This is a genomic window from Mesorhizobium sp. P2_B5 (genome assembly GCF_056404775.1).
On sequence record NZ_JBFUDJ010000012.1, the window covers coordinates 119,966 to 144,697 of the forward strand.

General features: G+C 64.0%; 23 protein-coding genes. 19 read left to right on the forward strand and 4 right to left on the reverse strand.

The features are described from left to right. Window positions 1–361 precede the first annotated feature (361 nt). The 17 genes from ku (at window position 362) to AC1D1N_RS27855 (ending at window position 20,137) form a co-directional block, all read left to right on the forward strand. Window positions 362–1,267 carry a non-homologous end joining protein Ku gene (ku, locus tag AC1D1N_RS27775; RefSeq protein WP_477352323.1) on the forward strand — a complete coding sequence of 302 codons (906 nt, stop codon included), beginning with the start codon at window positions 362–364 and terminating at the stop codon, window positions 1,265–1,267. Then, entirely contained in the window at window positions 1,264–2,385 is a 1,122-nt protein-coding gene (locus AC1D1N_RS27780) for a tetratricopeptide repeat protein (RefSeq protein WP_477352325.1), read from the forward strand. The genes ku and AC1D1N_RS27780 overlap by 4 nt, the downstream gene beginning before the upstream one ends. 232 nt (window positions 2,386–2,617) lie before the next feature. Next, the gene (locus AC1D1N_RS27785) at window positions 2,618–3,262 is read left to right on the forward strand and encodes an alpha/beta hydrolase family protein (protein ID WP_477352327.1); all 645 of its coding nucleotides are present in this window, start codon (window positions 2,618–2,620) and stop codon (window positions 3,260–3,262) included. A gap of 7 nt (window positions 3,263–3,269) precedes the next feature. Then, entirely contained in the window at window positions 3,270–4,040 is a 771-nt protein-coding gene (locus tag AC1D1N_RS27790; RefSeq protein WP_477352329.1) for an exodeoxyribonuclease III, read from the forward strand. Window positions 4,041–4,146: 106 nt separating this feature from the next. Next, entirely contained in the window at window positions 4,147–5,745 is a 1,599-nt protein-coding gene (locus AC1D1N_RS27795) for a WD40 repeat domain-containing protein (RefSeq protein ID WP_477352331.1), read from the forward strand. 203 nt (window positions 5,746–5,948) lie between these two features. Further along, entirely contained in the window at window positions 5,949–7,691 is a 1,743-nt protein-coding gene (locus AC1D1N_RS27800; RefSeq protein WP_477352333.1) for an alkaline phosphatase, read from the forward strand. A 116-nt stretch (window positions 7,692–7,807) separates the two neighbouring features. After that, window positions 7,808–8,269, forward strand: coding sequence for a hypothetical protein (locus AC1D1N_RS27805; RefSeq protein WP_436259345.1), 462 nt, complete (start codon window positions 7,808–7,810; stop codon window positions 8,267–8,269). Window positions 8,270–8,274: 5 nt separating this feature from the next. Then, window positions 8,275–8,979, forward strand: a complete 705-nt coding sequence (locus AC1D1N_RS27810) for an ABC transporter ATP-binding protein (protein WP_477352335.1) — start codon at window positions 8,275–8,277, stop codon at window positions 8,977–8,979. Between the two features lie 18 nt (window positions 8,980–8,997). Continuing rightward, window positions 8,998–10,245, forward strand: a complete 1,248-nt coding sequence (locus AC1D1N_RS27815) for an ABC transporter permease (protein WP_477352337.1) — start codon at window positions 8,998–9,000, stop codon at window positions 10,243–10,245. 204 nt (window positions 10,246–10,449) lie between these two features. Next, a complete protein-coding gene (locus tag AC1D1N_RS27820) occupies window positions 10,450–12,468 on the forward strand; it encodes an amidase (protein ID WP_477352339.1) in 2,019 nt (672 codons plus the stop codon). 176 nt (window positions 12,469–12,644) lie between these two features. Beyond that, on the forward strand, window positions 12,645–13,181 hold the full coding sequence (locus AC1D1N_RS27825) for a cysteine hydrolase family protein (protein WP_477352341.1): 537 nt from the start codon (window positions 12,645–12,647) through the stop codon (window positions 13,179–13,181). A gap of 31 nt (window positions 13,182–13,212) precedes the next feature. Then, window positions 13,213–13,662: a GFA family protein gene (locus tag AC1D1N_RS27830; RefSeq protein WP_477352343.1), complete on the forward strand. Its 450-nt coding sequence runs from the start codon at window positions 13,213–13,215 to the stop codon at window positions 13,660–13,662. Window positions 13,663–13,990: 328 nt separating this feature from the next. Then, complete coding sequence (locus AC1D1N_RS27835) at window positions 13,991–14,989, forward strand: LacI family DNA-binding transcriptional regulator (protein ID WP_477352345.1); 999 nt, start codon at window positions 13,991–13,993, stop codon at window positions 14,987–14,989. After that, complete coding sequence (locus AC1D1N_RS27840; RefSeq protein ID WP_477352347.1) at window positions 14,986–16,509, forward strand: sugar ABC transporter ATP-binding protein; 1,524 nt, start codon at window positions 14,986–14,988, stop codon at window positions 16,507–16,509. Before AC1D1N_RS27835 ends, AC1D1N_RS27840 begins: the two co-directional genes overlap by 4 nt. Further along, entirely contained in the window at window positions 16,502–17,551 is a 1,050-nt protein-coding gene (locus tag AC1D1N_RS27845) for an ABC transporter permease (protein WP_477352349.1), read from the forward strand. Before AC1D1N_RS27840 ends, AC1D1N_RS27845 begins: the two co-directional genes overlap by 8 nt. 122 nt (window positions 17,552–17,673) lie before the next feature. After that, window positions 17,674–18,657 carry a substrate-binding domain-containing protein gene (locus AC1D1N_RS27850; protein ID WP_477352351.1) on the forward strand — a complete coding sequence of 328 codons (984 nt, stop codon included), beginning with the start codon at window positions 17,674–17,676 and terminating at the stop codon, window positions 18,655–18,657. A 172-nt stretch (window positions 18,658–18,829) separates the two neighbouring features. Next, window positions 18,830–20,137, forward strand: a complete 1,308-nt coding sequence (locus AC1D1N_RS27855) for a mechanosensitive ion channel family protein (RefSeq protein WP_477352353.1) — start codon at window positions 18,830–18,832, stop codon at window positions 20,135–20,137. On the opposite strand, the gene AC1D1N_RS27860 is transcribed toward AC1D1N_RS27855, so the two are convergent. Further along, a complete protein-coding gene (locus AC1D1N_RS27860) occupies window positions 20,112–20,561 on the reverse strand; it encodes a pyridoxamine 5'-phosphate oxidase family protein (RefSeq protein ID WP_477343139.1) in 450 nt (149 codons plus the stop codon). The genes AC1D1N_RS27855 and AC1D1N_RS27860 overlap by 26 nt on opposite strands. 62 nt (window positions 20,562–20,623) lie before the next feature. Then, complete coding sequence (locus AC1D1N_RS27865) at window positions 20,624–21,163, reverse strand: flavodoxin domain-containing protein (RefSeq protein WP_477352355.1); 540 nt, start codon at window positions 21,161–21,163, stop codon at window positions 20,624–20,626. A gap of 403 nt (window positions 21,164–21,566) precedes the next feature. On the opposite strand from AC1D1N_RS27865, the gene gloA2 reads away from it, so the two are divergent. After that, entirely contained in the window at window positions 21,567–21,950 is a 384-nt protein-coding gene (gene gloA2, locus AC1D1N_RS27870) for an SMU1112c/YaeR family gloxylase I-like metalloprotein (RefSeq protein ID WP_477352357.1), read from the forward strand. A gap of 598 nt (window positions 21,951–22,548) precedes the next feature. Here the strand turns inward: gloA2 and AC1D1N_RS27875 are convergent. Continuing rightward, window positions 22,549–22,863, reverse strand: coding sequence for a hypothetical protein (locus AC1D1N_RS27875; protein ID WP_477352359.1), 315 nt, complete (start codon window positions 22,861–22,863; stop codon window positions 22,549–22,551). Between the two features lie 178 nt (window positions 22,864–23,041). Then, window positions 23,042–23,881 carry a hypothetical protein gene (locus AC1D1N_RS27880; protein ID WP_477352361.1) on the reverse strand — a complete coding sequence of 280 codons (840 nt, stop codon included), beginning with the start codon at window positions 23,879–23,881 and terminating at the stop codon, window positions 23,042–23,044. A gap of 332 nt (window positions 23,882–24,213) precedes the next feature. Here AC1D1N_RS27880 and AC1D1N_RS27885 point away from each other — a divergent pair, with 332 nt between their 5' ends. Next, complete coding sequence (locus tag AC1D1N_RS27885; protein ID WP_477352363.1) at window positions 24,214–24,696, forward strand: HEPN domain-containing protein; 483 nt, start codon at window positions 24,214–24,216, stop codon at window positions 24,694–24,696. Window positions 24,697–24,732: the final 36 nt, after the last annotated feature.

Here is a 24,732-nt window from a genome sequence, read left to right on the forward strand (position 1 = left end):
GCCAGCGCAGGCGCTTCGAGGTTGAGGCACACCCTGGAAACACTCAGGCCGCGCCATTCCCCCTCTCCGTCTCGGCTTCGCCGAGCCACCTCTCCCCCGCCAAAGCGGGGGCGAGGAACCCAAATCCATCGACGCTTCGGACAATTTGAATTATTCTCGACCTTGGACCTCCGAGGCGGCTGGAAGATTTCGCTAGGGATTTGCCTGTATCGTGCGGGGTCGGTGTAGGATTTTCTCGGCGCCAATCGTCCTACGGACGAAAAGCGCTGCAAAGAGCATGATCCCGAAAAGTGGGAACCGGTTTTCGGATAAGATCGTGCTCAAGCAAAATGTCAGTGCGTGGCCGCGTAGGAGAGAGTTCATGGCGCCCAGGGCAAGTTGGAAAGGTTACCTCAAGCTCAGCCTCGTCAGCTGTCCGGTCCGGCTCTATCCGGCAACGACGACCAGCGAGCGCATCACGTTCAATCAGCTGCACAAGAAGACCCACAACCGCATCAACATGAAGCCGGTCGACCCTGAACTCGGCCTGGTCGAGCGTTCGGATCTGGTCAAGGGCTACGAGTACGAGGACAAGCAGTACATCATCATCGATGATGCCGACCTCGAAGCGGTGCGCATAGAATCCAACCACACGATGAACATCGAGGCTTTCGTCGACGAAGACGAGGTCGACGTCATCTATCAGGACGCGCCCTATTACATGGCGCCGGATGGCGCCATGGCCGAGGAGACCTTCGCCGTGCTGCGCGAAGCGATGCGCAAGTCCGGCAAGCTCGCCATCGCCCGGCTTGTTCTGTCCAGCCGCGAGCGCGTGGTGACGATCGGTTCGCGCGAGAACGGCATGTTCGTCTGCACCTTGAGGAACCCGAACGAAGTGCGTGGCACGGCTGAATATTTCGGCAACATCCCGGCCGGCAAGCCCGACCCCGAAATGCTGCAATTGGCCGAGGCGCTGATCAAGCAGAAAGAAACCACCTTCGACCCGAAGAACTACGAGGACCGCTACGAGGTCGCGCTGATGCAGATGATCCGCGAGAAGCTCAAAGGTCACAAGCCGATCATCGCGGCGGCTCCCGAACGCGGCAATGTCATCAACCTGATGGATGCGCTCAAGGCCAGCCTCTCGCAGTCCGCCAAGCCGCCCGCCAAGTCGAAGAGCAAGGCTGACGAGGCTGAAAAGCCAGCCGCCAAGGGTAAGGCCGGCGCAGCCAAGGAAAACCCGTTGAAGGCCAACCTGCTCAAGGCCGTCGGCAAGAGCAAAGGGTGACGGCGCCGACCGGTATAATCCCCGGCGCCGTTTTCGGCAGCATCGGCGCCCTGGCGGCGTTTCCGTTGCGGCTGGCCGCGCGCGAGGTCGAGCGCCGGCACGGCCAGTTGCGGCGCGGCGTCACCAGGCGCACCAGCCATATCGTGTTTGGGCGCACGCTTCTCGCCAAAGCGGGCATCGCCAAGGCAGGCGATGCCGAGATCGAGCGCCGTGTCTCAGCCGAGCGCGCCGCCGGCCGCACACTCCTCAGCGAGAACGGCTTTCTGCGCCTGCTCGGCCTGATGAAGGCGCCCGAGGCGTCGTCGCTGTCCAGGCAATCGCTCATCGACCAGTCGAAACTGTCGGGCACCGATCTCGACCTGCTCAGCCTGTTCGACGCTTTCGAGCATGATGGCGAACCCTATTCCTTCCGCGACCTGATCCTCGCCCGCAAATATGCCGGGCTGGTCGCCGGCGGCGCGTCATGGGGCGCGATTGCGCGCTCTGTGCACCGCTCCGGCCCGGTCGCCTCGCTCACCGCCAAATCGCTCAATGTCGGCTCGCAACATGGCCGGCCCGATGCGATCTATCTCGAAGGCGGCCAAAGCGAACTCGACGGCCAGCTGCTGTTCGACCTCGGCAGCGCAGCCGGCGACGACACGTTGGAGGACTTGTTCGCCGAGGCTGAAAGCGCGGAGGAACAGGGCGACCACGAGCAGGCCGCGACCCTTTACCAGCGCTGCCTCAGCATCGATCCGAGCGACGCCATCGCCGCCTTCAACCGCGCCAACTGCCTGCGCGGCGCCGGCCGTGTCAGCGAGGCCGCTCATGACTATGCAAGGGCGATAAAGCTCGACCCGGCCTTCGTCGAGGCCTGGTTCAACCTCGCCGGGCTGATGAGCGATCAGGGCAAGGTAGCATCGGCGCGCCGGCACCTGCAGAAAGCGATCGCCCTCGACAAGACTTATGCCGATCCGGTGTTCAATCTTGCCCGTCTGGAGTTCGACGCCGGCAATCTGGCAGAGGCACGGCGGAACTGGGCGCGCTATCTCGAACTCGATGCTGACAGCGAATGGGCCCGGACGGCGGCCAAGGGGATACAGTTCGTGGATTTGCAGATGGCGAGGACGGTGGGGTGACGATGATTGGCGAAGGCCGAGATGACGGCCAATCTCCCCCCTTGTGGGGGAGATGTCCGGCAGGACAGAGGGGGGCGCTGTCCCGCCGACACATCGACCCATTTCAAAACGCATTGTTCCGGAGAGGTCTGATTGAAGGCCTGCGTTCCTTCGCGCCCCCCTCTGCCCTGCCGGGCATCTCCCCCACGAGGGGGGAGATCAGCAGCCTCGCTGTCGCGCGAAAGGCCGCCCCATGACCACCTTCCTCTTCGACGGCTTCGACACCGCCCCCGTCACCATCCTGCTCGCTCACGGCGCCGGTGCGTCGATGGATTCCCCTTCGATGACCGCCACCGCCAAGGCGCTGGCCGCGGCCGGCTTCCAGGTCGCGCGCTTCGAATTTCACTATATGGCGGCGCGCCGCTACGGCCAGCGCAAGCCGCCGCCGCGCGCCGAGACGGTGAACCCGGAATACATCAAGGCGATCGCCGACCTCAGGGCGAGGGGCGTTGCCGGTCCACTCATCATCGGCGGCAAGTCGATGGGCGGGCGCGTCGCCTCGATGGTCGCCGACGAGATGTTTGCCAAAGGCGAGATTTCAGGCCTCGTCTGCCTCGGCTATCCCTTCCATCCGCCGGCCAAGCCGGAGCAACTCAGGACCAAACATCTCGCCGGTCTCAAGACACCGACGCTGGTCTTCCAGGGCACGCGCGACGAGTTCGGCACCAGGGAAGAGGTCGCGACCTACGGCCTTTCCCACGCAATCGAAGTGATCTGGCTGGAGGACGGCGACCACGATCTGAAGCCGCGCAAGGCGATTTCCGGCTTCTCAACGGCGGATCATCTGAAGACGCTGGCCGAGACGGTGAAGGCGTGGGCGGGGCGGATCGTCTTCTGATCGCCAAATGAAACTCGCCTCCTTCAACATCAACAACATCAACAGCCGGCTGCAAAACCTGCTGGCATGGCTGGCGTCAGCCAAACCCGATGTCGTCTGCCTGCAAGAGCTGAAGGCGCGCGACATGCAGTTTCCGCGCACGGCGTTGGCAGACGGCGGCTATGGCGCGGTGTGGAAGGGCGAGCCGACCTGGAACGGCGTTGCCATACTGGCGCGAGGATCCGAGCCGGTGCTGACCGCGGACGCGCTGCCCGGCGATGACTCCGACAGGCAGAGCCGCTACATCGAAGCGGCGGTGTCGGGTGTCGTCATCGCATGCCTTTATGCGCCCAACGGCAACCCGCAGCCGGGGCCGAAATTCCAGTACAAGCTGGCCTGGCATGAAAGGCTGGAAGCACATGCCGAACAGCTGTTCGACACCGGCCTGCCGGTGGCGCTGGTCGGCGACTACAACATCGTGCCCGAGCCGCGCGACATCTACGCCACCCGGTCCTATGACGACAACGCGCTGGTGCAGCCGGAAAGCCGCGCGTCGTTCCAGCGGTTGCTCGATCAGGGCTGGACGGATGCGTTGCGCAAGAAACATCCTAAGGAGACGCTCTACACATTCTGGGACTACCGCCGCAACCGCTGGCCGCGTGACGCCGGCTTGAGGCTCGACCACATTTTGCTGTCGAAGAAACTGGCGCGCCGCCTCACCGCTGCCGGCATCGATCGCGATGTTCGCGGCGAGGACGGCGCCAGCGACCACGCGCCGGTATGGGTGGAATTGAAGTAGCAGCGTGATGTCAGCCACTTTCATACTTGGCATTTTGCGTTACGCGTTTCATTGCTAGTTTCGTGACAGGGCGGCCGCACAGCACGCGGCCTGGGGAAGAGAGCCAATGAACAGGGGTGCCGACAGGCTGCTCGCGCTGGTCTTGCTGGTTATCGGCGTTGGTTGCTTCGCCATGCTGCGTCTGGCGCAGGGCGACGCAAGCATCGCGACATCCCTCGCGTCCATGCGCTCCGTGGCCCTTTTCGTGGCAGGCGTGGTCTGCGAGATCGGGGCGCTGTTGTTCTTTGCCGGGCTGTTGCCGCGCGGTTCGGCCCACCTGTCCGGAGCACCGCTGTTCGGCCGGGCCGCTGAGGTACAAAATCCCGGCAGACCGAGGCTGCGGCAAGTTTTCCTGGTTCTGCCGGCGCTTGTCGTTCTGGCGTTGCTGGCCGATCGATTCGGCCCATGGCTGGTTCATCGCTCCGCTCCGGGCGGCGAGGTGGCCGCCCCGAAGGAACCCAAGGCCGAGCCGAAGGGTCAGGATATCGCCAGTGTTCCGCCCGACCTGGCGGCGCCGCCAACTCCGCCGAGTTCGCCGCCGATCGCTATCCCGCCTGAGCCAACGCCGCCCGTGCAGGCAGCCAAACCGCCGGAGCCGGCGCCGCCTGCGCCGCCACAGCCACCTGACGTCGCACTTGCTCCGGCAACCCCGCCACCGGAAGCGGCCCCGCCGCCGGCTCCAGCCACACCGCCACAAGCCGCACTTCCAACACCGCCGGAAACGGTCGCGCCCTTGCCTCCGGCCGAACCACCACTGCCGACCGAGCCCGACGGTCACCGCGACGCCGTCGTCTGGCTCGCCGTGTCAGCCGATGGCCGCGACATCATGAGCGCCAGCACCGACCACATGATCAAGCTCTGGGACATCGCCGGCAAGCGGCTGATCCGCAATCTCGGCGAGCACAAGGACATGGCGCGCACGGCCCTCTTCATGCCCGACGGCGCCACCGCGCTGACCGCCGGCGACGACGGCGAAATCGTGCTGCGAAAGCTCGCCGACGGCACTGTGCTGCATGTGTTCTCGTCGGGGCAGAATGGCGGCGTGCGCAAGCTGGCCATCAGCCAGGACGGCAAGCGTGCCGTCAGCGGCCACGACACCGGCAATGTCATCGTCTGGGACCTGGTGAACAAGTCAGCACTGCATGTGATGACCGGGCACGACTGGCCGATAAGCACTGTCGCCATCTCGCCCGACGGCACACGCGCGCTGAGCGGCTCCATCGACGGCACGTTGAAATTCTGGGACGTCGAAAGCGGCAAGCAATTGCGCAGCTGGCACGGCCACGAGCAGGGCACCTACGGCGCCGTCTTCACCGCCGACGGCCATCACGTCATCACCGGCAGCGGCGACTATACGATCAAGCTCTGGGACCTCGACACGTTTAGGCAACTGCGCCGCTTCGAAGGCCACGAAGGCACCGTCTACACGCTGGTGCTGTCGGACGACGGCAAGCGACTGGCCTCCGGCTCGCTCGACGGCACGGCGCGGCTGTGGGACGTCGACACCGGTAACCAGATCGCCATGTTCGACAGCCGCACCGGCCCGATCTACGCCGTCGCCTTCGCGCCCGACGGAACGCTGCTGACCGGCGGCGACGACCGCACCATCAGGGACTGGCCGGCGACAGGCGACGGCGAAATCCTTTTCGCCGGTGCGCCGCAGTAAGGGTGCTGATTAGGTCGCATATTCGCCGCACGGAATGGCCGGCAATACAAGCGCACGCTGCATCGCCAGCGTTCACTCCCGATTCTCAACCGGCTTCGGATGACGCAGAAATGTGAGCGGCCCCGGAGAGGTTTTGTCATATAACGGACATCGGCAACGACTACCAAAAACTGCCTTTTATCAGTCAATTTTGGAGGTCACTTATGCTTCGCCCCCTCATCGCGCTTGCCGTTACGACAAGTCTTGCCAGCGCTGCTGGTGCTGCCACGATCTATCCTCTCGACCGCGCCACCATCCTCGCCCAGTCTCCTTTCGACCTGAAGGTCGAATTCGACAAGGTCGTCACCCCCGACCAGGTCACGGTGACGATCAACGGCAAGCCGGCCGAAGAGGTCCTCGGCAAAAAGGTCGAGTTCGTTGAGAAGGAAGAGGGGGTCGATGCCTCCGCCATTTTGATCCGCGCTGCCAGCATCGCCCAGCCCGGCACCTATGAGATCGAAGCCAAGGCTGGCGACGAGACCAAGTCCGTCAAATGGGAGGTGTTCGGAACCTCGGCGACCCCGCGCGCCAAGAACGTCATCTTCCTGCTTGGCGACGGCCTCTCCGTTGCGCATCGCACCGGTGCGCGGATCATGTCCAAGGGCATGACCGAAGGCAAGGCGAACGGCCGGCTCAACATGGACGATCTCGACCATATGGCCTTTATCGGCACGTCGTCGACCAACGCGATCGCCACCGACAGCGCCAACACCATGTCGGCCTACATGACCGGCCACAAGACGGCGGTGAACGCGCTCGGCGTCTATGCCGACCGCACCAAGCCGAGCCAGGATGACCCGAAGGTCGAGACCATCGCCGAGGCTCTGCGGCGCACCGGCAAGAAGTCGATCGGCGTCGTCTCGACGGCCGAGATCGAGGACGCCACCCCGGCGGCCGTCGTCTCCCATACCCGCAGCCGCAGTGACAAGGCCGACATCGTCGGCATGTTCTACCAGACGCAGCCCGACGTCATCCTCGGCGGCGGTTCCGCCTATTTCCTGCCGCAGAGCACGGCCGGCTCCAAGCGCAAGGACGACACTGACTACATCGCGAAATTCCGCGATGCCGGATACGCCCTTGCCACCGACAAGACCGAACTCGAGGCTGCAGCCAAGACCAACACCGGCAAGATCCTCGGCCTGTTCCATACCGGCAACATGGACGTCACGCTTGACCGCGACTTCCTCAAGAAGGGCACCGTGGAAACCTTCCCCAATCAGCCGGGTCTCGTGCAAATGACCAATGTTGCACTTGGTGAGCTGTCGAAGAACCCCGAAGGCTTCTTCCTGATGGTCGAAGGCGCCTCGGTCGACAAGATGTCGCATCCGATGGACTGGGAGCGCTCCATGGTCGAGGTCATCGAATTCGACAAGGCGGTCGGCGTTGCGATGGAATTCGCCAAGACCCATCCCGACACGATGATCGTGATGACCGGCGACCACACCCACAGCGTTTCAATCATCGGCACCATCGACGACAGCAAGCCAGGCCCCGACATGCGCGACAAGGTCGGTGTCTATGCCGACGCAGGCTTCCCGAACTACGAGGACAAGAACAACGACGGTTATCCCGACAGCGTCGATGTCTCGCGCCGTCTGGCCATCTTCGGCGCCAACTTCCCCGACTATTACGAGACGTTCCGCCCGAAGCTCGACGGCCCGTTCGTGCCGGCGGTGCAGAACGAGAGCAAGCAGTATGTCGCCAACGAGAAGTACAAGGACGTGCCCGGCGCCGTGCTGCGCATCGGAAATCTGCCGAAGTCGGCCGATACAGCGGTCCATGCCGTCGATGACGTCGTGCTGCAGGCCATCGGTCCGGGTGCGGAAGGCTTCAAGGGCTACATGGAGGAGAGCGACGTCTATAAAGTCCTCGCCGACGCCCTCGGACTGGCGCCGGCGACGAACTGAGCCGTGCAGCCTATGATGATCCCGGCCGCTCCATCCGGCGCTTGCGGATGGAGCGACCAGGGACGATGGTTCGGGCGCTGACGGCGCCCGCGCCAATCGACAAGGGAATAGCAATCATGGAGTGCAGACCGATCACCCGTCGCGGCATGCTGCTCGGTTCGGCTACGGTCTGTCTTTCCCAGGCTTTGCGCCGCGCGTCGGCCGCGCCCGCGCCGCTCACCTTCGATGACCTCTATGCCAAGATCGGCGTGCTCGGCATGAGCTTCTCCGACAAGGTCAAGACGCTTGCCGGCCAGGATGTGACCATGCGGGGTTTCATGGCGCCGCCGCTCAAGGCCGAGGCGAAATTCTTCGTCCTGACCGAGATTCCGATGGCGCTCTGTCCGTTCTGCTCATCCGATGCCGATTGGCCGGACAACATCGTTGTCATCTACCTCGACCAGGCGCAAACCTTCGAACAGGCAAACGCTCTCATCGAAGTGGCAGGCAGGCTGGAAACCGGCTCCTGGACCGATCCGGAAACCGGCTTCGTCAGCCTTTTGCGCATCGTCGATGCGCATTTCTACCGGGCGGCGTAGCCATCATGCTCGGCCTGTCCGTGCGGGATTTGCGGGTTTCCTTCCGTGACCTCGAGAAGCCGGCGCTCGCCGTGCCTGCGCTGGAGATCGCGGCCGGCGAGAAAGTCGCCGTGACCGGGCCTTCGGGATCGGGCAAGACAACGTTCATCAACATCGTGACGGGGCTGGAAAGGATACGGCAGGGATCGGTGCGCTGGAGCGATACCGAGCTTTCCAGCCTCTCCGAAGCCAGGCGCGACCGCTGGCGTTCCGCCCATGTCGGCCTGGTCATGCAGGAGTTTTACCTCTGCCCCGGCCTGTCGGCGCTGGAAAACGTGCTGCTGCCCGGCCGGTTGTCGAGGGTTCGCCCCGCGGCCGAACTGAAGGCGGAAGGACTGCGGCTGCTCGAACGGGTCGAAATCTCGCGCCCGGGACAGCCGGTCGAAACCATGTCGCGCGGACAGATGCAGCGGGTCGCGGTCGCCAGGGCGCTGGTCACCAGACCGGGCATTATCGTCGCCGACGAGCCGACCGCCAGCCTCGATGCCGATGCTGGTATCGCCGTGGCGAACCTTTTGCTGCAATTGGCCGGCGAGGCGGGAACGACGCTCATCGTCGCCAGTCATGAAAAACGGCTGATCGGAAGGCTGGACCGGATCATCCGTCTGGAGGCGGGCCAGGTGACGCGCGACACAGCGACTTTGCAGGACATACGCGATGAAGCGTTTTGAGCTGGAAAGGAATAGCCGATGCTCCGCTTCATCGCCGCGGATCTGAGGCGCCACTGGATCGGCGTGGCTGCCGTGGCCTTGCTGATCGCGCTTGCGACCGCACTCGGCGTTGCGGTGACGCTCAGCGAGCGGGCGCTGCGGCTGGGCAGCGCGCAAGCCGCTGACGCCTTCGACCTTGTGATCGGCGCGCCGGGCAGCGAAACCCAGCTGGTCCTGTCCTCGGTATTTCTCCAGGCCGCGCCGCTGTCGCTGATGCCGGGCGATGTGCTCTCCGGGCTCATCAGGGACAAGCGGGTGGCCTGGGCAGCGCCTGTCGGCTTTGGCGATTTTGTCGAGAACTTTCCGATCGTCGGCACCACGCAAGCGCTGGTCGATGGACTGGGCGGCGTCTCCGAGGGCCGCACATTTGCGCTGCTTGGCGATGCGCTGGTCGGTGCCGCCGTGCCCAAAAGCGTTGGTGCCCGCTTTCATCCCGCGCACGGCCAGCTGCATGCGGCGATCGAAATCCACAATGATTTCACCTATACGATTGTCGGGCGCCTCAGCCCTACTGGCACAGCCTGGGACCGGGCGATCATCGTGCCGATCGAGGCGGTCTGGCATGTTCATAAGCACGAGAATGGACGCGCCGGAATAGCAGCACTGGTCAAGCAGGTTGACGCAAAAGATGGTGCCGAACCGCACGGTTTCGAAGCGCCGATCAACCCCGATGCCGTTCTCGATCCCTCGGCGCCCGGCCTGCCCGCCGTCCTGGTAAAACCGCACACCATCGCCGACGCCTACAAGCTGCGCCAGCAATACCGCAGCGACCGCACGCTGGCGGTCTTCCCCGGCGAAGTGCTGACCCGGCTCTACGGGACCCTGGGCGATGCAAGGCGCATCCTTTCTTTGGTGGCGGCCGGGGCGCAATTCCTCGTCGCGGCGGCAATCCTTTTGGTCGTTATCGTCCATGTTCTCCAGCGAAGGCATCAGATCGGCGCCCTGCGCGCCTTCGGAGCGCCCCGCGCGGTGGTGTTCGGGATCGTCTGGGTGGAAACCTTTGTCATCGTCGGCGCCGGTGTCCTGCTCGGTTTCCTCTTCGGCTATCTCGCCGCCCGAACCATCGCGCATACGATGGGCGAGGCGAGCGGTTTTTCCATGCCTGTAACATTCCGCATCGAGGATATGCGCTCAGTGCTGATCCTGCTTGGCGTGGCGGGCCTTGCCGCCGTGGTGCCGTCGATCCTCGCCTATCGGCAATCGCCCGCGCAGGCGCTGAGGAACTAGACCCCGCTGTCGCTTGAACACCCCCCTCTGGCCTGCCAGCCATCTCCCCCGCAAGGGGGGAGATTAGCAGTTTCGGCGTCAACGCCATTCTCTTGAACGACGGTGGATTGGCGAAAGCTTGCGTGACGTCCGATCTCCCCCCTTGCGGGGGAGATGCCCGGCAGGGCAGAGGGGGGTGTGAAGGAACGCTAACCGAGCATCCCCATGCCCAATCTTCACCTCGTAGAAGCCTCGATCGCCGACCTGCGCCATGCGCTGGAAGACGGCACCGTCACCAGCGTCGAACTGGTCGGCGCCTACCTCAGCCGCATTGCGCATTACGACCGCCATGGCATTGCGCTGAACGCCGTGCCGGTGCTCAACCCCAAAATGTTCGAGGAAGCTGCCGCGTCCGATCTGCGGCGGCGCAATGGCGTCACGCTCGGTCCGCTCGACGGCATCCCCTATACCGCCAAGGACAGCTACAAGGTCAAGGGCCTGACGGCGGCGGCCGGCTCGCCTGCTTTCGAGCATCTCGTCGCCAATGATCACGCCTTCACCATTGCCAGGCTGCGAGCCGGCGGCGCGGTGCTGATCGGGCTGACCAACATGCCGCCAATGGCCAATGGCGGCATGCAGCGCGGCGTCTATGGCCGCGCCGAAAGCCCATACAACGCCGATTACCTGACCGCCGCCTTCGCCTCCGGCTCGTCCAACGGCTCGGGTACGGCCACCGCCGCCAGCTTTGCCGCCTTCGGGCTCGGCGAAGAGACATGGTCGTCGGGCCGCGCGCCGGCTTCCAACAATGCGCTGGTCGCCTATACGCCGTCGCGCGGCATCATCTCGGTCCGGGGCAACTGGCCGCTGGTGCCGACCATGGATGTGGTGGTGCCGCACACGCGCGGCATGGCCGATATGCTGGAACTGCTTGATGTCATCGTCGCCGACGACGCCGAGACGCGCGGCGATTTCTGGCGCGTGCAGCCCTGGGTGCCGATCCCGAAAAGCGCTGATCTGAAGCCCCCAAGCTACGCCGCGCTCAGGCTGGAAGGCTCGTTGAAAGGCAAGCGCCTCGGCGTGCCGAAAATGTATATCGGCAGCGACCCGGAAGCGACAAAGCCGATCGAGACCCGCACCTCGGTGGTCGACCTCTGGCGGCAGGCGGCAAGCGATCTGGAAAAGCTCGGCGCGGAAGTGGTCGAGGTCGATTTTCCTGTCGTCTCCAATTACGAGCGCGACCGTCCGGGCGCAAAGTCCATGGTCGAGCGCGGACTGGTCCCGGCAGCCTTCGCCGAGCGCGAAATCTGGGATCTGTGCATCTGGGGCTGGGACGATTTTTTGCGCGCCAATGCCGATCCCGCCATCCCCGATCTGGCTTCGGTCGACGGCCCCAAAATCTTCCCGCAGCCGCCGGGCACGCTGCCGGATCGCTATGGCGACGACGGTTTCGATCTGGCCGACTATGTCACCCGGGCCAGGCAGGGCGTGACGCCGCTCCGGGACATTCCCACTCTGGCGGAAGGGCTCAAGGGGCTTGAGGCAACGCGGCGCATCGATTTCGAGGACTGGCTCGATGAGCATAAGCTCGACGCGGTGGTGCTGCCGGCGGTCGCCGATGTCGGGCCGGCCGATGCCGACGTCAACGAAGCCTCGGCAGACCTTGCCTGGCGCAACGGCACCTGGGTCGCCAACGGCAATCTGGTCTGGCGCCATCTCGGCATCCCGACCGTCACCGTGCCGATGGGCACGATGACCGATATCGGCATGCCGGTCGGGCTGACTTTCGCGGGCAAGGCCTATGACGATGTCAGGCTGCTGCAATTCGCCGGCGATTTCGAACGCTCCACCAAACGCCGCACCGCCCCGCCGCGTACGCCGGCGCTGGCGGATGATATGTTTGCGACGCGCAATGGATTGAGGGCCAACGATGCGTCGCCGCTGACGCTCACGATTGCTGCCGAGACGAGAGATCTGGGAGATCAGGCAGAGATCGCCGTTACGGTCGAACTCGAAGCTGCCATCGGCGTGGAAAGCGCCAGCGTCAAGGTTCATGTCAATGGCGAGCCTGTCGCCATGCAGCGAAGCGGCGCAAGTTTCCATGGTCGCATCGTGGTGCCAGCTGTTGAGCATGAGCGGACGCACAGCGTTTGGCGCGGCGCTTACGGTTCGATCGTCACTGCAATCGTGCGGCTCGAAGACGGACGCACCGCCGGCGACTATGTCGTGATGGGTGGGATCGGGTGAGCGATTCTCCCCCCTCGAGGGGGAGATGGCCGGCAGGCCAGAGGGGGTCGGCTCGACCGGGCTCGGCCTCCTGCGACAGATGAGGGTTAGCGCTTCACGCGCGGCGACCCCCTCTGTCGCCTTCGGCGACATCTCCCCCTGCTTGACCCGCACACCTCCCGCGCTATCTTCGCGCCATGCCAAAACTCGCTCCCCTCATCGTCATCGATCTCCAGACCAACATGTTCGACGGGTGCGTCGAGCCGCCGATCCACGATGCGCCGGGCATTGCCCAGCGCACCCGCTCCCTGATCGACTGGGCGCGGCGCAGCGGCAGAAAGGTCGCGTTCGTCAGGCATGACGGGCCGGCCGGCGATCCGCTGGCGCCGGGCGAGCCGGGCTGGCCGGTATGGCCGGAACTCGGCCAGGCCAAGGACGAGCCGACCTTCTCCAAGAGCGTCCGCAACGCCTTCTCCAATCCCGACCTTGGCGCCTGGGTGGCCGGGCAGGGTGCTGATGAAGTCGTGCTCGCCGGCGCGCAGACCGATTTCTGCATCGCCGGCACCGTCAAGGGCGCTTTGGCCGAAGGCCTTGCCGTCACCGTCGTGTCCGATGCCCATTCCACGCTGGATACGCCCGACGCAACCGCTGCCGAGATTATCGCCCGGTACAATGCCGACTTCACCGATGCCGGCGCCACGCTGGTGACGACCAAGGCGCTGACCGGCAGCTGAAGCGCCGCCGCCAAGAAGACAGGAGGCTGCCTTGCCAACCCTGACCTTGCCGGCCGAAGGCGGCTGTCGCTGCGGACGCGTGCGGCTGAAAATTTCCGCAAAGCCGCTTTTGACGATGGCCTGCCATTGCACCGGCTGCCAGACCATGTCGGCCAGCGCCTATTCGCTGAGCGCCGCCATTCCCTCGGAGGGCTTCGAGATCACCCAAGGCGAGCCGGTGATTGGCGGCCTGCACGGCGCGTCAAAACACTATTTCTGCGGCTACTGCATGACATGGATGTTCACCCGACCCGAAGGGCTCGACTGGTTCGTCAATCTGCGCCCGACCATGCTCGACGAACCCGGCTGGTTCACGCCGTTCATCGAGACATGGACCAGCGAGAAGCTGCCCTGGGCGGAGACGCCGGCGGTGCACAGCTACGAGGCGTTGCCGACGCTTGAGGCGTATGAGGGGCTGGTGGCGGAGTTTGCTGGGCGCTGACGCTGAGCGCTGCCGATCTCCCCCCTCGTGGGGGAGATGCCCGGCAGGGCAGAGGGGGGCGCGAAGGATCGCCAACCTCGCGAACCGGCCGGCCGCTTTTTCCTCTCGACAATCAGACACTTCCAACACGCTGACACGCTGGCGGGACAGCGCCCCCCTCTGGCCTGCCGGCCATCTCCCCCACGAGGGGGGAGATCAGCAGCTTCCACGAAAAAAATCCATCGAATCGATTGCGCAAACGTTTCGATCACCTTAAGCTTCTCCGAAATCCGCCATCAGAGCGGACCGGAAACGCATAGGGAGGAGCGCTTGCAGGCGCTGAATTGTCTTGCCGACAATGGCTGAAGTGGCGCGGCGCGCCGGCGTGTCGGTGTCGACCGTCTCGCATGTCGTCAACAACACGCGCTTCGTTTCGCTGGAGAAGGCGAAGCTGATCAACGACGCCATTGCCGCCATGGGCTATCAGCCCAACGAGCTGGCGCGGTCGCTGAAGGCCTCAACCACCAACAGCGTCGGCCTGGCGATCTCGGCGATCTCCAATCCCTATTTCACCGACATCATCTGCGCGGTCGAGGCCGAATGCGCGCGCCTCGGCCTGATGGTGTTTCTCTCCGACACGCAGGAAGACCCGGACCGCGAGCTGCAAGTGGTGCGCGCCTTCCATCAGCGCCGCGTCGACGGCGTCATCCTGGCGCCGTCGGGTTCGCCGCAACGCGCCATCGACTATCTCGCCGACAAGAAAGTGCCGTGCGTTTTGATCGACCGCTTCGCCGACGACCGCTTCGATCAGATCGGCGTCGAGAACGACACGGCGATGCGCGCGCTGATCGACCATGTCGCCTCCTTCGGCCACAAGCGCATCGGCTACATCGCCGGACAGCCGGGGCTGGCGACGACGCGCGAGCGCATCGAGGCATTCCAGGCTTCGCTCGCCGCCAATGGACTTGAAAGCGTGCCGCACTATGTCTCGCCGGAGAATGTCGACACGGCGGCGGCGACCGCATCAACGCATGCGATCCTGTCGCTGCCCACGCCGCCCACCGCATTGGTCACCGGCAACAACATGACGACGATCGGGGCAGTCCGCGCCATCCGCGAAAAGGGTCTTTCGATCCCGCGCGATCTGTCGCTGGTCGGCTTCGACGATTTCGAATGGGCCGACTGTTTCGAGCCACGGCTGACGCTGGTCGAGCAGCCCTGCACCGAGATCGGCCGCCAGGCCGCGGCACTGCTCAGCGCCCGCATCGCCTCGAGCGAAGCGCCGCCCCAAGCCGTGCGGCTGCAGGCGACGCTGCAGACCCGCCAATCCTGCGGGAGGCCGAAATGACCGCGCCGCTTCTGGTGATGACCGGCGCGGTCAAACGCTTCGGCGGCGTGCAGGCGTTGCGCGGCGTCGATTTCGACCTCAAGGCGGGCGAAATCCACGCGCTGCTCGGCGAAAACGGCGCCGGCAAGTCGACGCTGATGAACCTGTTGTCGGGCGTCTACACGCCGGACGAAGGCACGATCGAGATCGACGGCAAACCCGTGCGCTTCAACAACCCGCGCGAAGCGCAGGCCGCCGGCATCGCCACCATTTTTCAGGAGCTCGACCTCGTGCCGTCGCTCGATGTCGCGGCCAATCTGTTCCTCGGCCGCGAACTGATGCGCCCGGGCGGCTTCCTCGACGTGCCGGCGATGCGCCGCGAGGCGAAGAAGCGGCTGGAGGCGATCGAGATCGCCATCGATCCAGGGGCGATGGTGGCGGATTTGTCGATCGGCCAGCGCCAGGTGGTGGCGATCGTCAAGGCGCTGTCCTATGCCTCGCGCGTGCTGATCATGGACGAGCCGACGGCCGCACTCACCGTGGGCGAAGTCGACCGCCTGTTCGACATCATGCGCAAGCTCGCCGCCACCGGCGTCGGCATCGTCTACATCTCGCACCGGTTGGAGGAAGTGCCAGGCATTGCCGACCGGGTGACGGTGATGCGCGACGGCCGTGTCGCCGGGATCACCGAACCGCACGCGCCGCAGGCCGAGCTGGTGCGGCTGCTGGTCGGGCGTCCGCTGGACGAACTCTATCCGCAGCGCGCCAAAGGGGCCGGCAAACCGCTGCTCAGCCTGCGCGATGCGAGCTTTCGGCTCGCCCGCGACAGCGCCGGCTGGCAGGCGCCGCAAGGCGTGTCGCTCGACGTGCATGAAGGCGAGATCGTCGGCCTTGCCGGCATTATGGGGGCAGGGCGCACCGAACTCTTGTCCGCCCTCTATGGCACCGGCCTGTCCGGTCGCTGGGAGGGCGAGGTCGCCATATCGGGCAAGCCGGTGAAACTTGACTCCATCAAGGCCGCCCGCCACGCGGGCATCGCCTTCGTCACCGACGACCGCCGGGGCTCGGGCCTGATGCTGCGCATGGCCGTCGGCCTCAATCTGGTGATGTCGGTCATATCCAGAATTTCGCCGAACTGGCTGGTGTCGCCGCGGCGTCAGGCCGAGGCGGTGAAGGAATCCTTCAGCCAGTTCGATATCCGGCCGAAGAACCCTGATATCGCGGTCGGCGCACTGTCCGGCGGCAACCAGCAGAAGGTGGTGCTGGCCAAGGAGATCCTCGGCAACCCGCGCCTGCTTCTGCTCGACGAGCCGACGCGTGGCGTCGATGTCGGCGCCAAGGGCGAGATCTACGCGCGGCTCAGGGCACTCGCGGCGCAAGGGCTCGGCATTCTGGTCGCGTCCAGTGAGATGCCGGAACTGATCGGTCTGTGCGACCGCATCGTGGTGCTGCGCCAAGGGCGCAATGTGGCGGAATTCATGGGCGGCGTCGACGAGCACACGGTGCTGGCCGCGGCAAACGGCAGGAGGCCTGATGTCTGACGAGAAGATTTCGGTGGCAGGCGCACCCGTGACGGCGCCCCGAAAACATCGCGATCCGCTGGCGCTCATCGTGCGCTTCCAGAGCCTGATCGGCCTGGTGCTGGTGGCGATCGGCGGCATCATCTTCTCGCCACGCCGCCATGGCGAGATACTGTTCCTCAACCCCGACAACATCGCCAACATCGTGCGCGCCGTGTCGGAGACCGGCATCATCGCCATCGGCATGACCTTCGTCATCATCACCGCCGGCATCGACCTTTCGGTCGGCGCGGTGCTGGGCCTCTCCAGCGTCGTCACCGCATCGATGATGATCTCCGGCGGCTTCGGCCTGATCCCCACCATCCTCGCCGTGCTCGCCATGGGCATCGTCTTCGGCGCCATCCAGGGCACCATCTCCACCCGCTTCCGGCTGGAACCCTTCATCGTCACGCTGGCCGGCCTGCAGGCCGCGCGCGGCCTCGCGCTCGTCGTGTCGGGCAACCAGTACATCAACATTTCCTATGGCGACGGGCCGGGCCTCGCGCCGCCTGTGTTCGCCGTGCTTGGCGAGCGGCTGTTCAACAACACCGTGCCGGTGGCCACCCTGGTCTTCATCGTCTTTGCCGCAATCGCCACCATCGTGCTCAACACCACGCGCTTCGGGCGCTATGTCTTTGCCGTCGGCGGCAATGAGCGCGCCGCGCGCATTTCCGGCGTGCCGGTGTCGATGGTGAAGATCTCGGTCTACGCCATCACCGGCTTTGCCGCCGCCCTTGCCGGCATCGTCCACGCCGGCCAGTTCAATTTCGGCAGCGCCAATGACGGCATGGGCTATGAGCTGACGGCCATCGCCGCCGTGGTCATCGGCGGCACCAGCCTGTTCGGCGGCGCCGGCTCCATGGTCGGCACCGTCGCCGGCACCATCATGCTCGGCGCACTCGCCAACATCCTGCAGCTCAACAACATCACCCCCGCCATGCAGCTGCTCGCGACCGCCGCGATCATCGTTCTGGCGGCAGTGCTTCAATCCCTCGTTCGCCGCCGCGAGGGTTTGGGTCGTTAATGCATGTCGCGCAAAGGTGAAATCGGTTTTGCGACAACGACATGCATCAACAAACAAGGAGGAGACGGCGAAACGTCAAACCAAGGTCTGGCCCCCCGGCCCGACGAGGAGGAGAGTGAGTTATGAGAACCATTACAAGCGCATCGACCCTCAAGGCCGTGCTTCTGGCCGGCGCCGGCCTGTGCATTGCCGGCACCGCCTATGCCGCCGAGCCGCTGGTCAAAGCCTGCGCCAAGGACGGCCAGTTCATCATCGGCTTTTCGCAGGCCAACAATGCCGAGCCCTACCGCCAGCACGTCAATGACGAGCTGGAGGCGGCGGCCAAGGAAGTGCCTGGCTTCACGCTGCAGATCGCCGACGGCGCCGGCAACGTCAACACGCAGACCTCGCAGGTCGACAATTTCATCACCCAGAAGGTCGACATCCTTTTGATCTCGCCCTTCGAGGCGGCGCCGCTGACGCCGGCGGTGAAGCGCGCCATGGATGCCGGCATCCCGGTCATCGAGCTCGACCGCAAGACGGTCGGCGACCCCGGCAAGGACTACACCGCCTTCATCGGCGGCGACAATTTCAAGATCGCCGAGGAAGCCGGAAAGTACACCGCCAAGACCCTGCTGCCCGATGGCGGCGAGGCGGCGGTGCTGCAAGGCCTGCCGAGCTCGACGCCGGCCGTCGAGCGCCTCAACGGCTTCAAGGAAGGCGTGAAGGGCAACCCGAAAGTCCAGATCGTGGCCGAGCAGGCCGCCGACTGGGTGCCGGATAAAGCCCAGGTCGCCTTCGCCGCCATGCTGCAGGCGCACCCCGATATCAAGGTGCTCTACGCCTCCAACGACATGATGGCCGCCGGCGCGCTGCTCGCCGCCAAGGGCGCAGGCAAGGACGTCAAGATCATCGGCACCGACGGCCTGCCGGGCCCGGCCGGCGGCATCGAGGCGGTCGCCAAGGGCGACTGGGTCGCAACCTTCACCTACCCGACGGGTGCCAAGGAAGCGATCGAGATGTCGAAGAAGATCCTGCTCGATTGTGCGACTTCAGTGGAACCGACGGTGACGGTGGAGACGACCGCGATCACGGCGGAGAATGCCAAGCAGCTGATGGGGAAGTAGGGCTGGCGATCATCTTGCAGGAATCAGTGGCAAGGCCCCCTCGCGGGGCCTTGCTGCGTTTGTTCCGCCGCTGCCGCTCACAAAGCCATCCTCAAGCTCAACTTGACCAATCGCAAGGCCGACGACATTGTGGACCGCGAGTTGCAATTCGTAGCCAAGTGGTCGTGTGGCAATGGATTTTCGCGACGCCATCGATAGAGCGCTGGCCTGGGCCGGCGGATGGTTCGACTATGCCGCCGCGCCCTGGTTCGTCTATCAGATCGGCATCATTGCCTCGCTCTTTGCGATGGCGAAGCTGGCGGCGCTGCGGGTCGAGCCTCTTGTCGAGAACCAGGCACGCCAGATCAAGGGCCATCCCGGACTCTTAAGGGTCGTCATCGCGCTGTTGCGTCGCACCGACTGGATCCTGTTCAATATCTTCCTGTTTGCCGCGCTCAACCTGTTGCTCGCCATCACCTGGCCGAGCCGCACCCATCTCCTGCTCGTCGCGCTGTTGCTCTCGCTGGCGTGGCTGTTTGCGACCGTGCTGTCGCGCATCATCCGCAACCGCCTCGTCGCGCGCACGCTGGGTTGGCTGGCCTGGATCTACGCGGCCCTTGTCATACTGGGCGTCAGTAACGAGGCGGCCGCCTTCCTCGACAGCCTGGCAATCCCTCTGGGCGCGGTTCGCATTTCGGCCCTTATGGTGCTGAAGGCGGCGCTGCTCCTGATCGCCACGGTCTGGCTTGCGGTGGTCACTGGCAATTACATCGATGAGCGCGTCCGCCTCTCCGAGGAGCTGACACCGTCGATCCGCGTCCTCGTCGGCAAGGTCGCCAAGATCGGCCTCGTGCTGGTGGCCGGCGCCGTGGCACTTTCGGCCGTCGGCCTCGACCTGACGGCGCTGACGGTGTTTTCCGGCGCCGTTGGTGTAGGTCTCGCTTTCGGTCTGCAGAAGGTCGTCTCGAATTTCGTCTCCGGCGTGATCATCCTGCTCGACAAGTCGATCAAGCCGGGCGACACCATTTCGCTCGAAGGCACCTTCGGCTGGATCCGCGAATTGCGGGCGCGCTTCGTCTCGGTGGTGACGCGCGACGGCCGCGAATTCCTGATCCCCAACGAGGACTTCATCACCCAGAGGGTCATCAACTGGTCGTTCAGCGACAACCTCGTGCGCCTCGACGTGAACTTCGGCGTCTCCTACGACGCCGATCCGCACAAGGTCAGCGAACTGGCGATAGAGGCCGCGATCAGCGTCGGCCGGGTCGAGGCCGACCGGCGACCGGTCTGCTGGCTGACCGACTTCGGTGACTCCTCGCTGAACTTCGTCCTGCGCTTCTGGATCCGAGACCCGCAGCAAGGCCTGACCAACGTGCGCGGCAAAGTGCTGCTGGCGCTGTGGGACACGTTCAAGGCAAACGGCATAAGCATCCCTTATCCGCATCGCGAGATCATCATGAAACAGGCTGGGCCGGTCAGACCAGGGCACGACGACCAGTGATCTTCTCGATGTTGATGCGGAAGAAGAGGTGAGGCGGACTGGCCACCTTGTCCTCGGCGTAAGGTGTCTCGCTGCCAGGTTCCCACCAGTTGGGGCGCGCTTTCTGCAACAGCGACCAGGCATGGTCGCGCTCATTCTGCCGAGGGCCCGCTTCGGCCAGTTCTTCGTAGAGGCCGAAAGCAACGACACTCCACCAGCTGCGAGGGTTGGCAATCTCGTCGACTTCGAAGCAGACCTGAGGATGTTCGCGCATCGCCCGGACCTTCTGGCCGATGAGGGAGAAGCTGTAGATGTGGCCGTTCTCGTAAACGAAGCTGATCGGTACGACGTACGGCATCCCGTCCCTTAAGCACGCGAGGTGCCCGACCCTGCTGTCGGCCAGGTGCATCCTGCATTCTTGGGCGGTCATCTCAGTGACGGTCACGGGACTCCCCAGGTGAAAGGGCCAGCTTCACTTTGTGCATCTCGATGCAGGCTGCGCCGGACTCAGGCACCTCCTTGTTTGGCCGTCTCGAGAAATCGATCGGCGAAGTCGGCGAGTGCGTTCCAGTCAGTGAATTCGTGATCGCGCTCGGGGCTCGGGCCGCCGCTCTTCATGACGACGAATTTGACGAACTGCTCCTGAAAGTAATCGTACTTGGTGAAGCGCAATGCGCCCCCGAGAAGAAGGGTCATGCGTGGTTGCCACCCTGTCACGGAGACGAAGCGATCCACATACTTTTGAGCCTCCGGCTTTTGGTCTTCCAGCGCCGCCGACAGACTGACGGATATGAGGGCCGAGGGCCTGGTGCTCAGCGCCTCGTGATGCGCAAATACGAAGTTCGTGACGGTTTCCTGGTGGTGCTCCTGGTGGACCGACGCGGCAATGACGAACGCGTCGAAGTGTCCGAGCTTCAAATCAGATGCGAGCGCTGTGCTATCCAGCAGCTCGACCTGGTGCCCGCGCTCGCGAATATGCGTTGCCGCCCGTGCGGAAATCTTCTCCGTCTGCCCTTCGGTCGTTCCATAGACAATCAGGACGTTCACGATGTCCCTCCGACAGCAGAAGAGACATTCACAAGGACGATCGATACGAGCCAGCCCGGCATCCCGGTACCTCAATGCTGCGCGCATTATAGCCCATGGAACGGGCTGCACGAACTGCTTTTCTCAGCGGCACGAAGAAACCGATCAGAGCCATGATCAGCACCATAAGCCATCCGATTATGACCATCCGCCACGGGGGCGGGCGCTGCGATTGAGGCGCTCTATTGCGTCGGGGCCTGGGCGGGGGCCGGGCGGGGCACTGACAGACAACGGGCAGGCCGACCATCCGACGCTGTGCCCAATCCGGACAAGGCGACCCTCGCGAACGGCGACATCAACAAAGTGCCCCGCGTACCCGATGGTGACCTTGGCCTGAAATCCCGGCTTGGCTAGAGTTCGTAGCATGCTGAACGCCATTCACCACGTCGCGCTCATCTGCACCGACTACGACCGGTCGCGACGGTTCTACGTCGAACTCCTCGGCCTCGAACTGATCCGGGAGTTCTATCGGGAAGAGCGGCAGTCATGGAAGGCGGATCTGCAGATCGGGTCCGTCCAACTGGAATTGTTCTCCTTCCCTGCACCAGTGATGCGGCCGTCCCATCCAGAGGCGACAGGCCTGAGACATCTGGCATTTGCCGTGGCGAATCTTGATCCCGTAATTATGCGCCTGGAAGCCGCCGGCGTTGCCGTTGAGCCAATCCGGATCGACCCATATACAGACCAACGGTTTACCTTTTTCAGAGACCCAGATGGATTGCCGCTGGAACTCTACGAAGCCCCATAAGGAATGGTTAGCTTTCGCGACCACGTCATCGGAGGTGGGAACGCCACTGCCAGGGATTTAGCGAGCCGCCGCCTGCCTACGTTGCGTTCAGCTCTGCCAGGTAAGCATTCGGTCCCTGGGAGCCGCACGCCAACGCTAGACAACTACAGTCTGGTCCGCTTTGGCGCACTCCCCTCGGCACGCCAGCCCGCGCGCAGCCTCACGGCGTGGCCGTAAACCCGCACTGCTTCTGGTCCATCTCGATCTGCTTGGTGATGCGGATGGCGTTCTGGGCCTCCGTCACCGAGCCGCTGTTGACGGTCTTGTCCTTCAGCGGCCTGACGGCTGGCTGCAGGCACCGTGCTTGCCGAGGAACAAGGCGTCGCCCCTGGAATCGTTTCGGCCAGTTGCAGCATATGAAGGTATTGAAGTACTCGCAGATGAACGAGCTGAAGGCGCGATACGCTTGGATTGAGTAGGAGGAAGAGAGAAATCCTGAGATCGGGAAGCATACCCTGAAGTACTAGGTGTACGAGAGAGCCCTCCATTTCGCGGCGGAAGTGCCTCGATCCGTCACCTCTTGCTTCTCGTCAACTTACGCGCTTCTCCTGGAATTGCGCTATTGCAAAACTCTGTCCAGGAAACTCAGCAAAACCGGGCAATAGGTTATCTTTTGCTTTGGCGTAAGAGGACTTGCCAATCGCTCTGCCCGGACTTCGTCGATAATATAGGCGAAGTCGGGATGGACCTTGATAATGCCGTCCAGCATCGCGCCGGCCGCCGCCCGCTTTTCGGCAGGGATGCTGCAAATATCGCCTAAGATCGGCACGTCGGCCAGCATGGCAACAGTGAACTTGATATTGCCCGTCGTTTCGGCATGCGCCCCGGTGGCAAAGGACGTCGAGACGAGAAGGGGGATCAGGAAAGATTTCATCTGCGTTGGCTCTCCAACTGCCAGGCTAACCTTTCTCGCGCGCCTTGTCGAAGCGCCAGCGGCTGCTCGTCACTTAAGGCAAGCTGTGTCACCCGCACGGCGAAGTCCGCTTCTCGCCTCATGTCACCCTGGAGCCCCCTTCAACAAGTCCAAGGCTGGGCGGGATGGGCTGCCTCATTCACGGCGTGGTCGTGAACCCGCACTGCTTCTGTTCCATCTCGATCTGCTTGGTGATGCGGATGGCGTTCTGGGCGTAGGCCTCCGTCACCGAGCCGCTGTTCACGGTCTTGTCCTTCAGCGGGCTGACGGCTGCGCACAGGTGGAAGACGTGCTCCGTGTCGGACTTCGCGGCGCCGTTCTCCGGCGCGATCCAGTACACGATATCCTGACCGTTGGGATGGGCCGCGTCCTTCGTCGCCGCGGCCACCGTGGTGGAGTCGGTGGCGATCGCCTGCGCCTGGGCGGCGACTTCGGGCGAACAGGCCGTGGTCGGCTGCCCCGCCTTGATCTGGGCCGCGCACTGGTTCATGTCCTGCGTGTACTGCTCGACCGACGGCGGCTGGTAGCTGACCCCGATCAGCGTCGCCAGCACGGCCAGCACAGCGCCGACGCCGCCGGCAATCTTCTTGCTCTTCGGATCCATGTTCTTGTCGTTGAGGATCAAAAGAACCAGCGGCAGGAAGGCAATCAGCGTGATGATCGCGCCGAGCTGGTTCTGGACGAAGAACCTGAATGTGTCGGATTCGCGGGCCGGGTCCTTCCTGTTGGCCGCCTTCCAAAGCAGGCTGCCGGCGATGGCGAAAATCGCGATCCCGACCAGAATGCCGATCAGCAGCGGCAGGTTGCCTTGGTCGAACTTGTGCCGGTAGAGCAAGACAATGCCGGCGATCTCGCCGCCAATGGCAATGATCCACGACAGCGCGGCGAAAAGCCGGAGGCGCGTGGCGCCGGCCTTCTGGCCCTGCGATGCTTGCCAATCCTTGGTAACGTCTGCGGCCGGCTTGTTGTCGTCGGTCATGACCAGGTCCCCCGATATCGACGCTTTTGCCGGGCGGCGTCATATCGAAAGGCGCCCGGCGCAGCGTCATTGAACGAACGTCGCCTGCCTCGGCGGCGAAAGCGCCACGGCAGACCGTATCCCAATCCTTATTGCGCATGAGGGGATTCGTCCATAGCCACGGGGCAGGGGCCGGCGATGGCTGCGTTCTCCTTCATCTCCGCATCATTGCAGTCATTCCCTCGGTTCCGAAAGAACCCCGCGCACGGCTGACGACGGACATTTGCCGACACTAAGTTGGTGTGGGATATTTCAATATCGCCAAAGGCAACATTCTAAATTGCAGGAATGCGATGACAGAAGACAAATATCCGGGAGAGCTTGCTTCCCCGCAGCAGATCCATCAACTGGCGGAAGAGTATCGCAAGGGGGCAACCCTGCTTCTTCAGCTTGGCCGATCAGGCAAGCCGCTTAGCCGAGCGCCGTTTAGACTGTCCGCCATCCACGCGATCGAACTCTATCTGACCGCACTTTTGCTCCACCGTGGGCACAGTCCCAATCAAATCCGCAAAATGCACCACGACTTGGCGGCGCGGACGGAACATACTCTGGAAGCAGGACTGCGCCTTCGCACGAAAACCACCATTCATCTTCAGTCGCTCACCCAGAACCGGGAATATCTCATCTCCCGCTATGGCCCAGAACTGGCGGCAACCGCCTCACAGATCAACCGGCTTACCGCCACTCTGGAAGAGGTGGCGGCAAAGGTCACCCTTTTGATCGTGCCGCCGTCAAAAACAGTGCAACCGGCTGCCGCCGTAACTGGCAAGGCCTGAGCCGATTACCGCCTTGCGCGGTTCAGGGCTGTGGTT

What these genes read in the sequence shown, in the direction of transcription:
- ku (WP_477352323.1), top strand. Translation starts at nt 362, where the DNA reads ATGGCGCCCAGGGCAAGTTGGAAAGGTTACCTCAAGCTCAGCCTCGTC.
- AC1D1N_RS27785 (WP_477352327.1), top strand. Translation starts at nt 2,618, where the DNA reads ATGACCACCTTCCTCTTCGACGGCTTCGACACCGCCCCCGTCACCATC.
- AC1D1N_RS27790 (WP_477352329.1), top strand. Translation starts at nt 3,270, where the DNA reads ATGAAACTCGCCTCCTTCAACATCAACAACATCAACAGCCGGCTGCAA.
- AC1D1N_RS27795 (WP_477352331.1), top strand. Translation starts at nt 4,147, where the DNA reads ATGAACAGGGGTGCCGACAGGCTGCTCGCGCTGGTCTTGCTGGTTATC.
- AC1D1N_RS27800 (WP_477352333.1), top strand. Translation starts at nt 5,949, where the DNA reads ATGCTTCGCCCCCTCATCGCGCTTGCCGTTACGACAAGTCTTGCCAGC.
- AC1D1N_RS27805 (WP_436259345.1), top strand. Translation starts at nt 7,808, where the DNA reads ATGGAGTGCAGACCGATCACCCGTCGCGGCATGCTGCTCGGTTCGGCT.
- AC1D1N_RS27810 (WP_477352335.1), top strand. Translation starts at nt 8,275, where the DNA reads ATGCTCGGCCTGTCCGTGCGGGATTTGCGGGTTTCCTTCCGTGACCTC.
- AC1D1N_RS27815 (WP_477352337.1), top strand. Translation starts at nt 8,998, where the DNA reads ATGCTCCGCTTCATCGCCGCGGATCTGAGGCGCCACTGGATCGGCGTG.
- AC1D1N_RS27820 (WP_477352339.1), top strand. Translation starts at nt 10,450, where the DNA reads ATGCCCAATCTTCACCTCGTAGAAGCCTCGATCGCCGACCTGCGCCAT.
- AC1D1N_RS27825 (WP_477352341.1), top strand. Translation starts at nt 12,645, where the DNA reads ATGCCAAAACTCGCTCCCCTCATCGTCATCGATCTCCAGACCAACATG.
- AC1D1N_RS27840 (WP_477352347.1), top strand. Translation starts at nt 14,986, where the DNA reads ATGACCGCGCCGCTTCTGGTGATGACCGGCGCGGTCAAACGCTTCGGC.
- AC1D1N_RS27845 (WP_477352349.1), top strand. Translation starts at nt 16,502, where the DNA reads ATGTCTGACGAGAAGATTTCGGTGGCAGGCGCACCCGTGACGGCGCCC.
- AC1D1N_RS27850 (WP_477352351.1), top strand. Translation starts at nt 17,674, where the DNA reads ATGAGAACCATTACAAGCGCATCGACCCTCAAGGCCGTGCTTCTGGCC.
- AC1D1N_RS27855 (WP_477352353.1), top strand. Translation starts at nt 18,830, where the DNA reads ATGGATTTTCGCGACGCCATCGATAGAGCGCTGGCCTGGGCCGGCGGA.
- gloA2 (WP_477352357.1), top strand. Translation starts at nt 21,567, where the DNA reads ATGCTGAACGCCATTCACCACGTCGCGCTCATCTGCACCGACTACGAC.
- AC1D1N_RS27875 (WP_477352359.1), bottom strand. Translation starts at nt 22,863, where the DNA reads ATGAAATCTTTCCTGATCCCCCTTCTCGTCTCGACGTCCTTTGCCACC.
- AC1D1N_RS27880 (WP_477352361.1), bottom strand. Translation starts at nt 23,881, where the DNA reads ATGACCGACGACAACAAGCCGGCCGCAGACGTTACCAAGGATTGGCAA.
- AC1D1N_RS27885 (WP_477352363.1), top strand. Translation starts at nt 24,214, where the DNA reads ATGACAGAAGACAAATATCCGGGAGAGCTTGCTTCCCCGCAGCAGATC.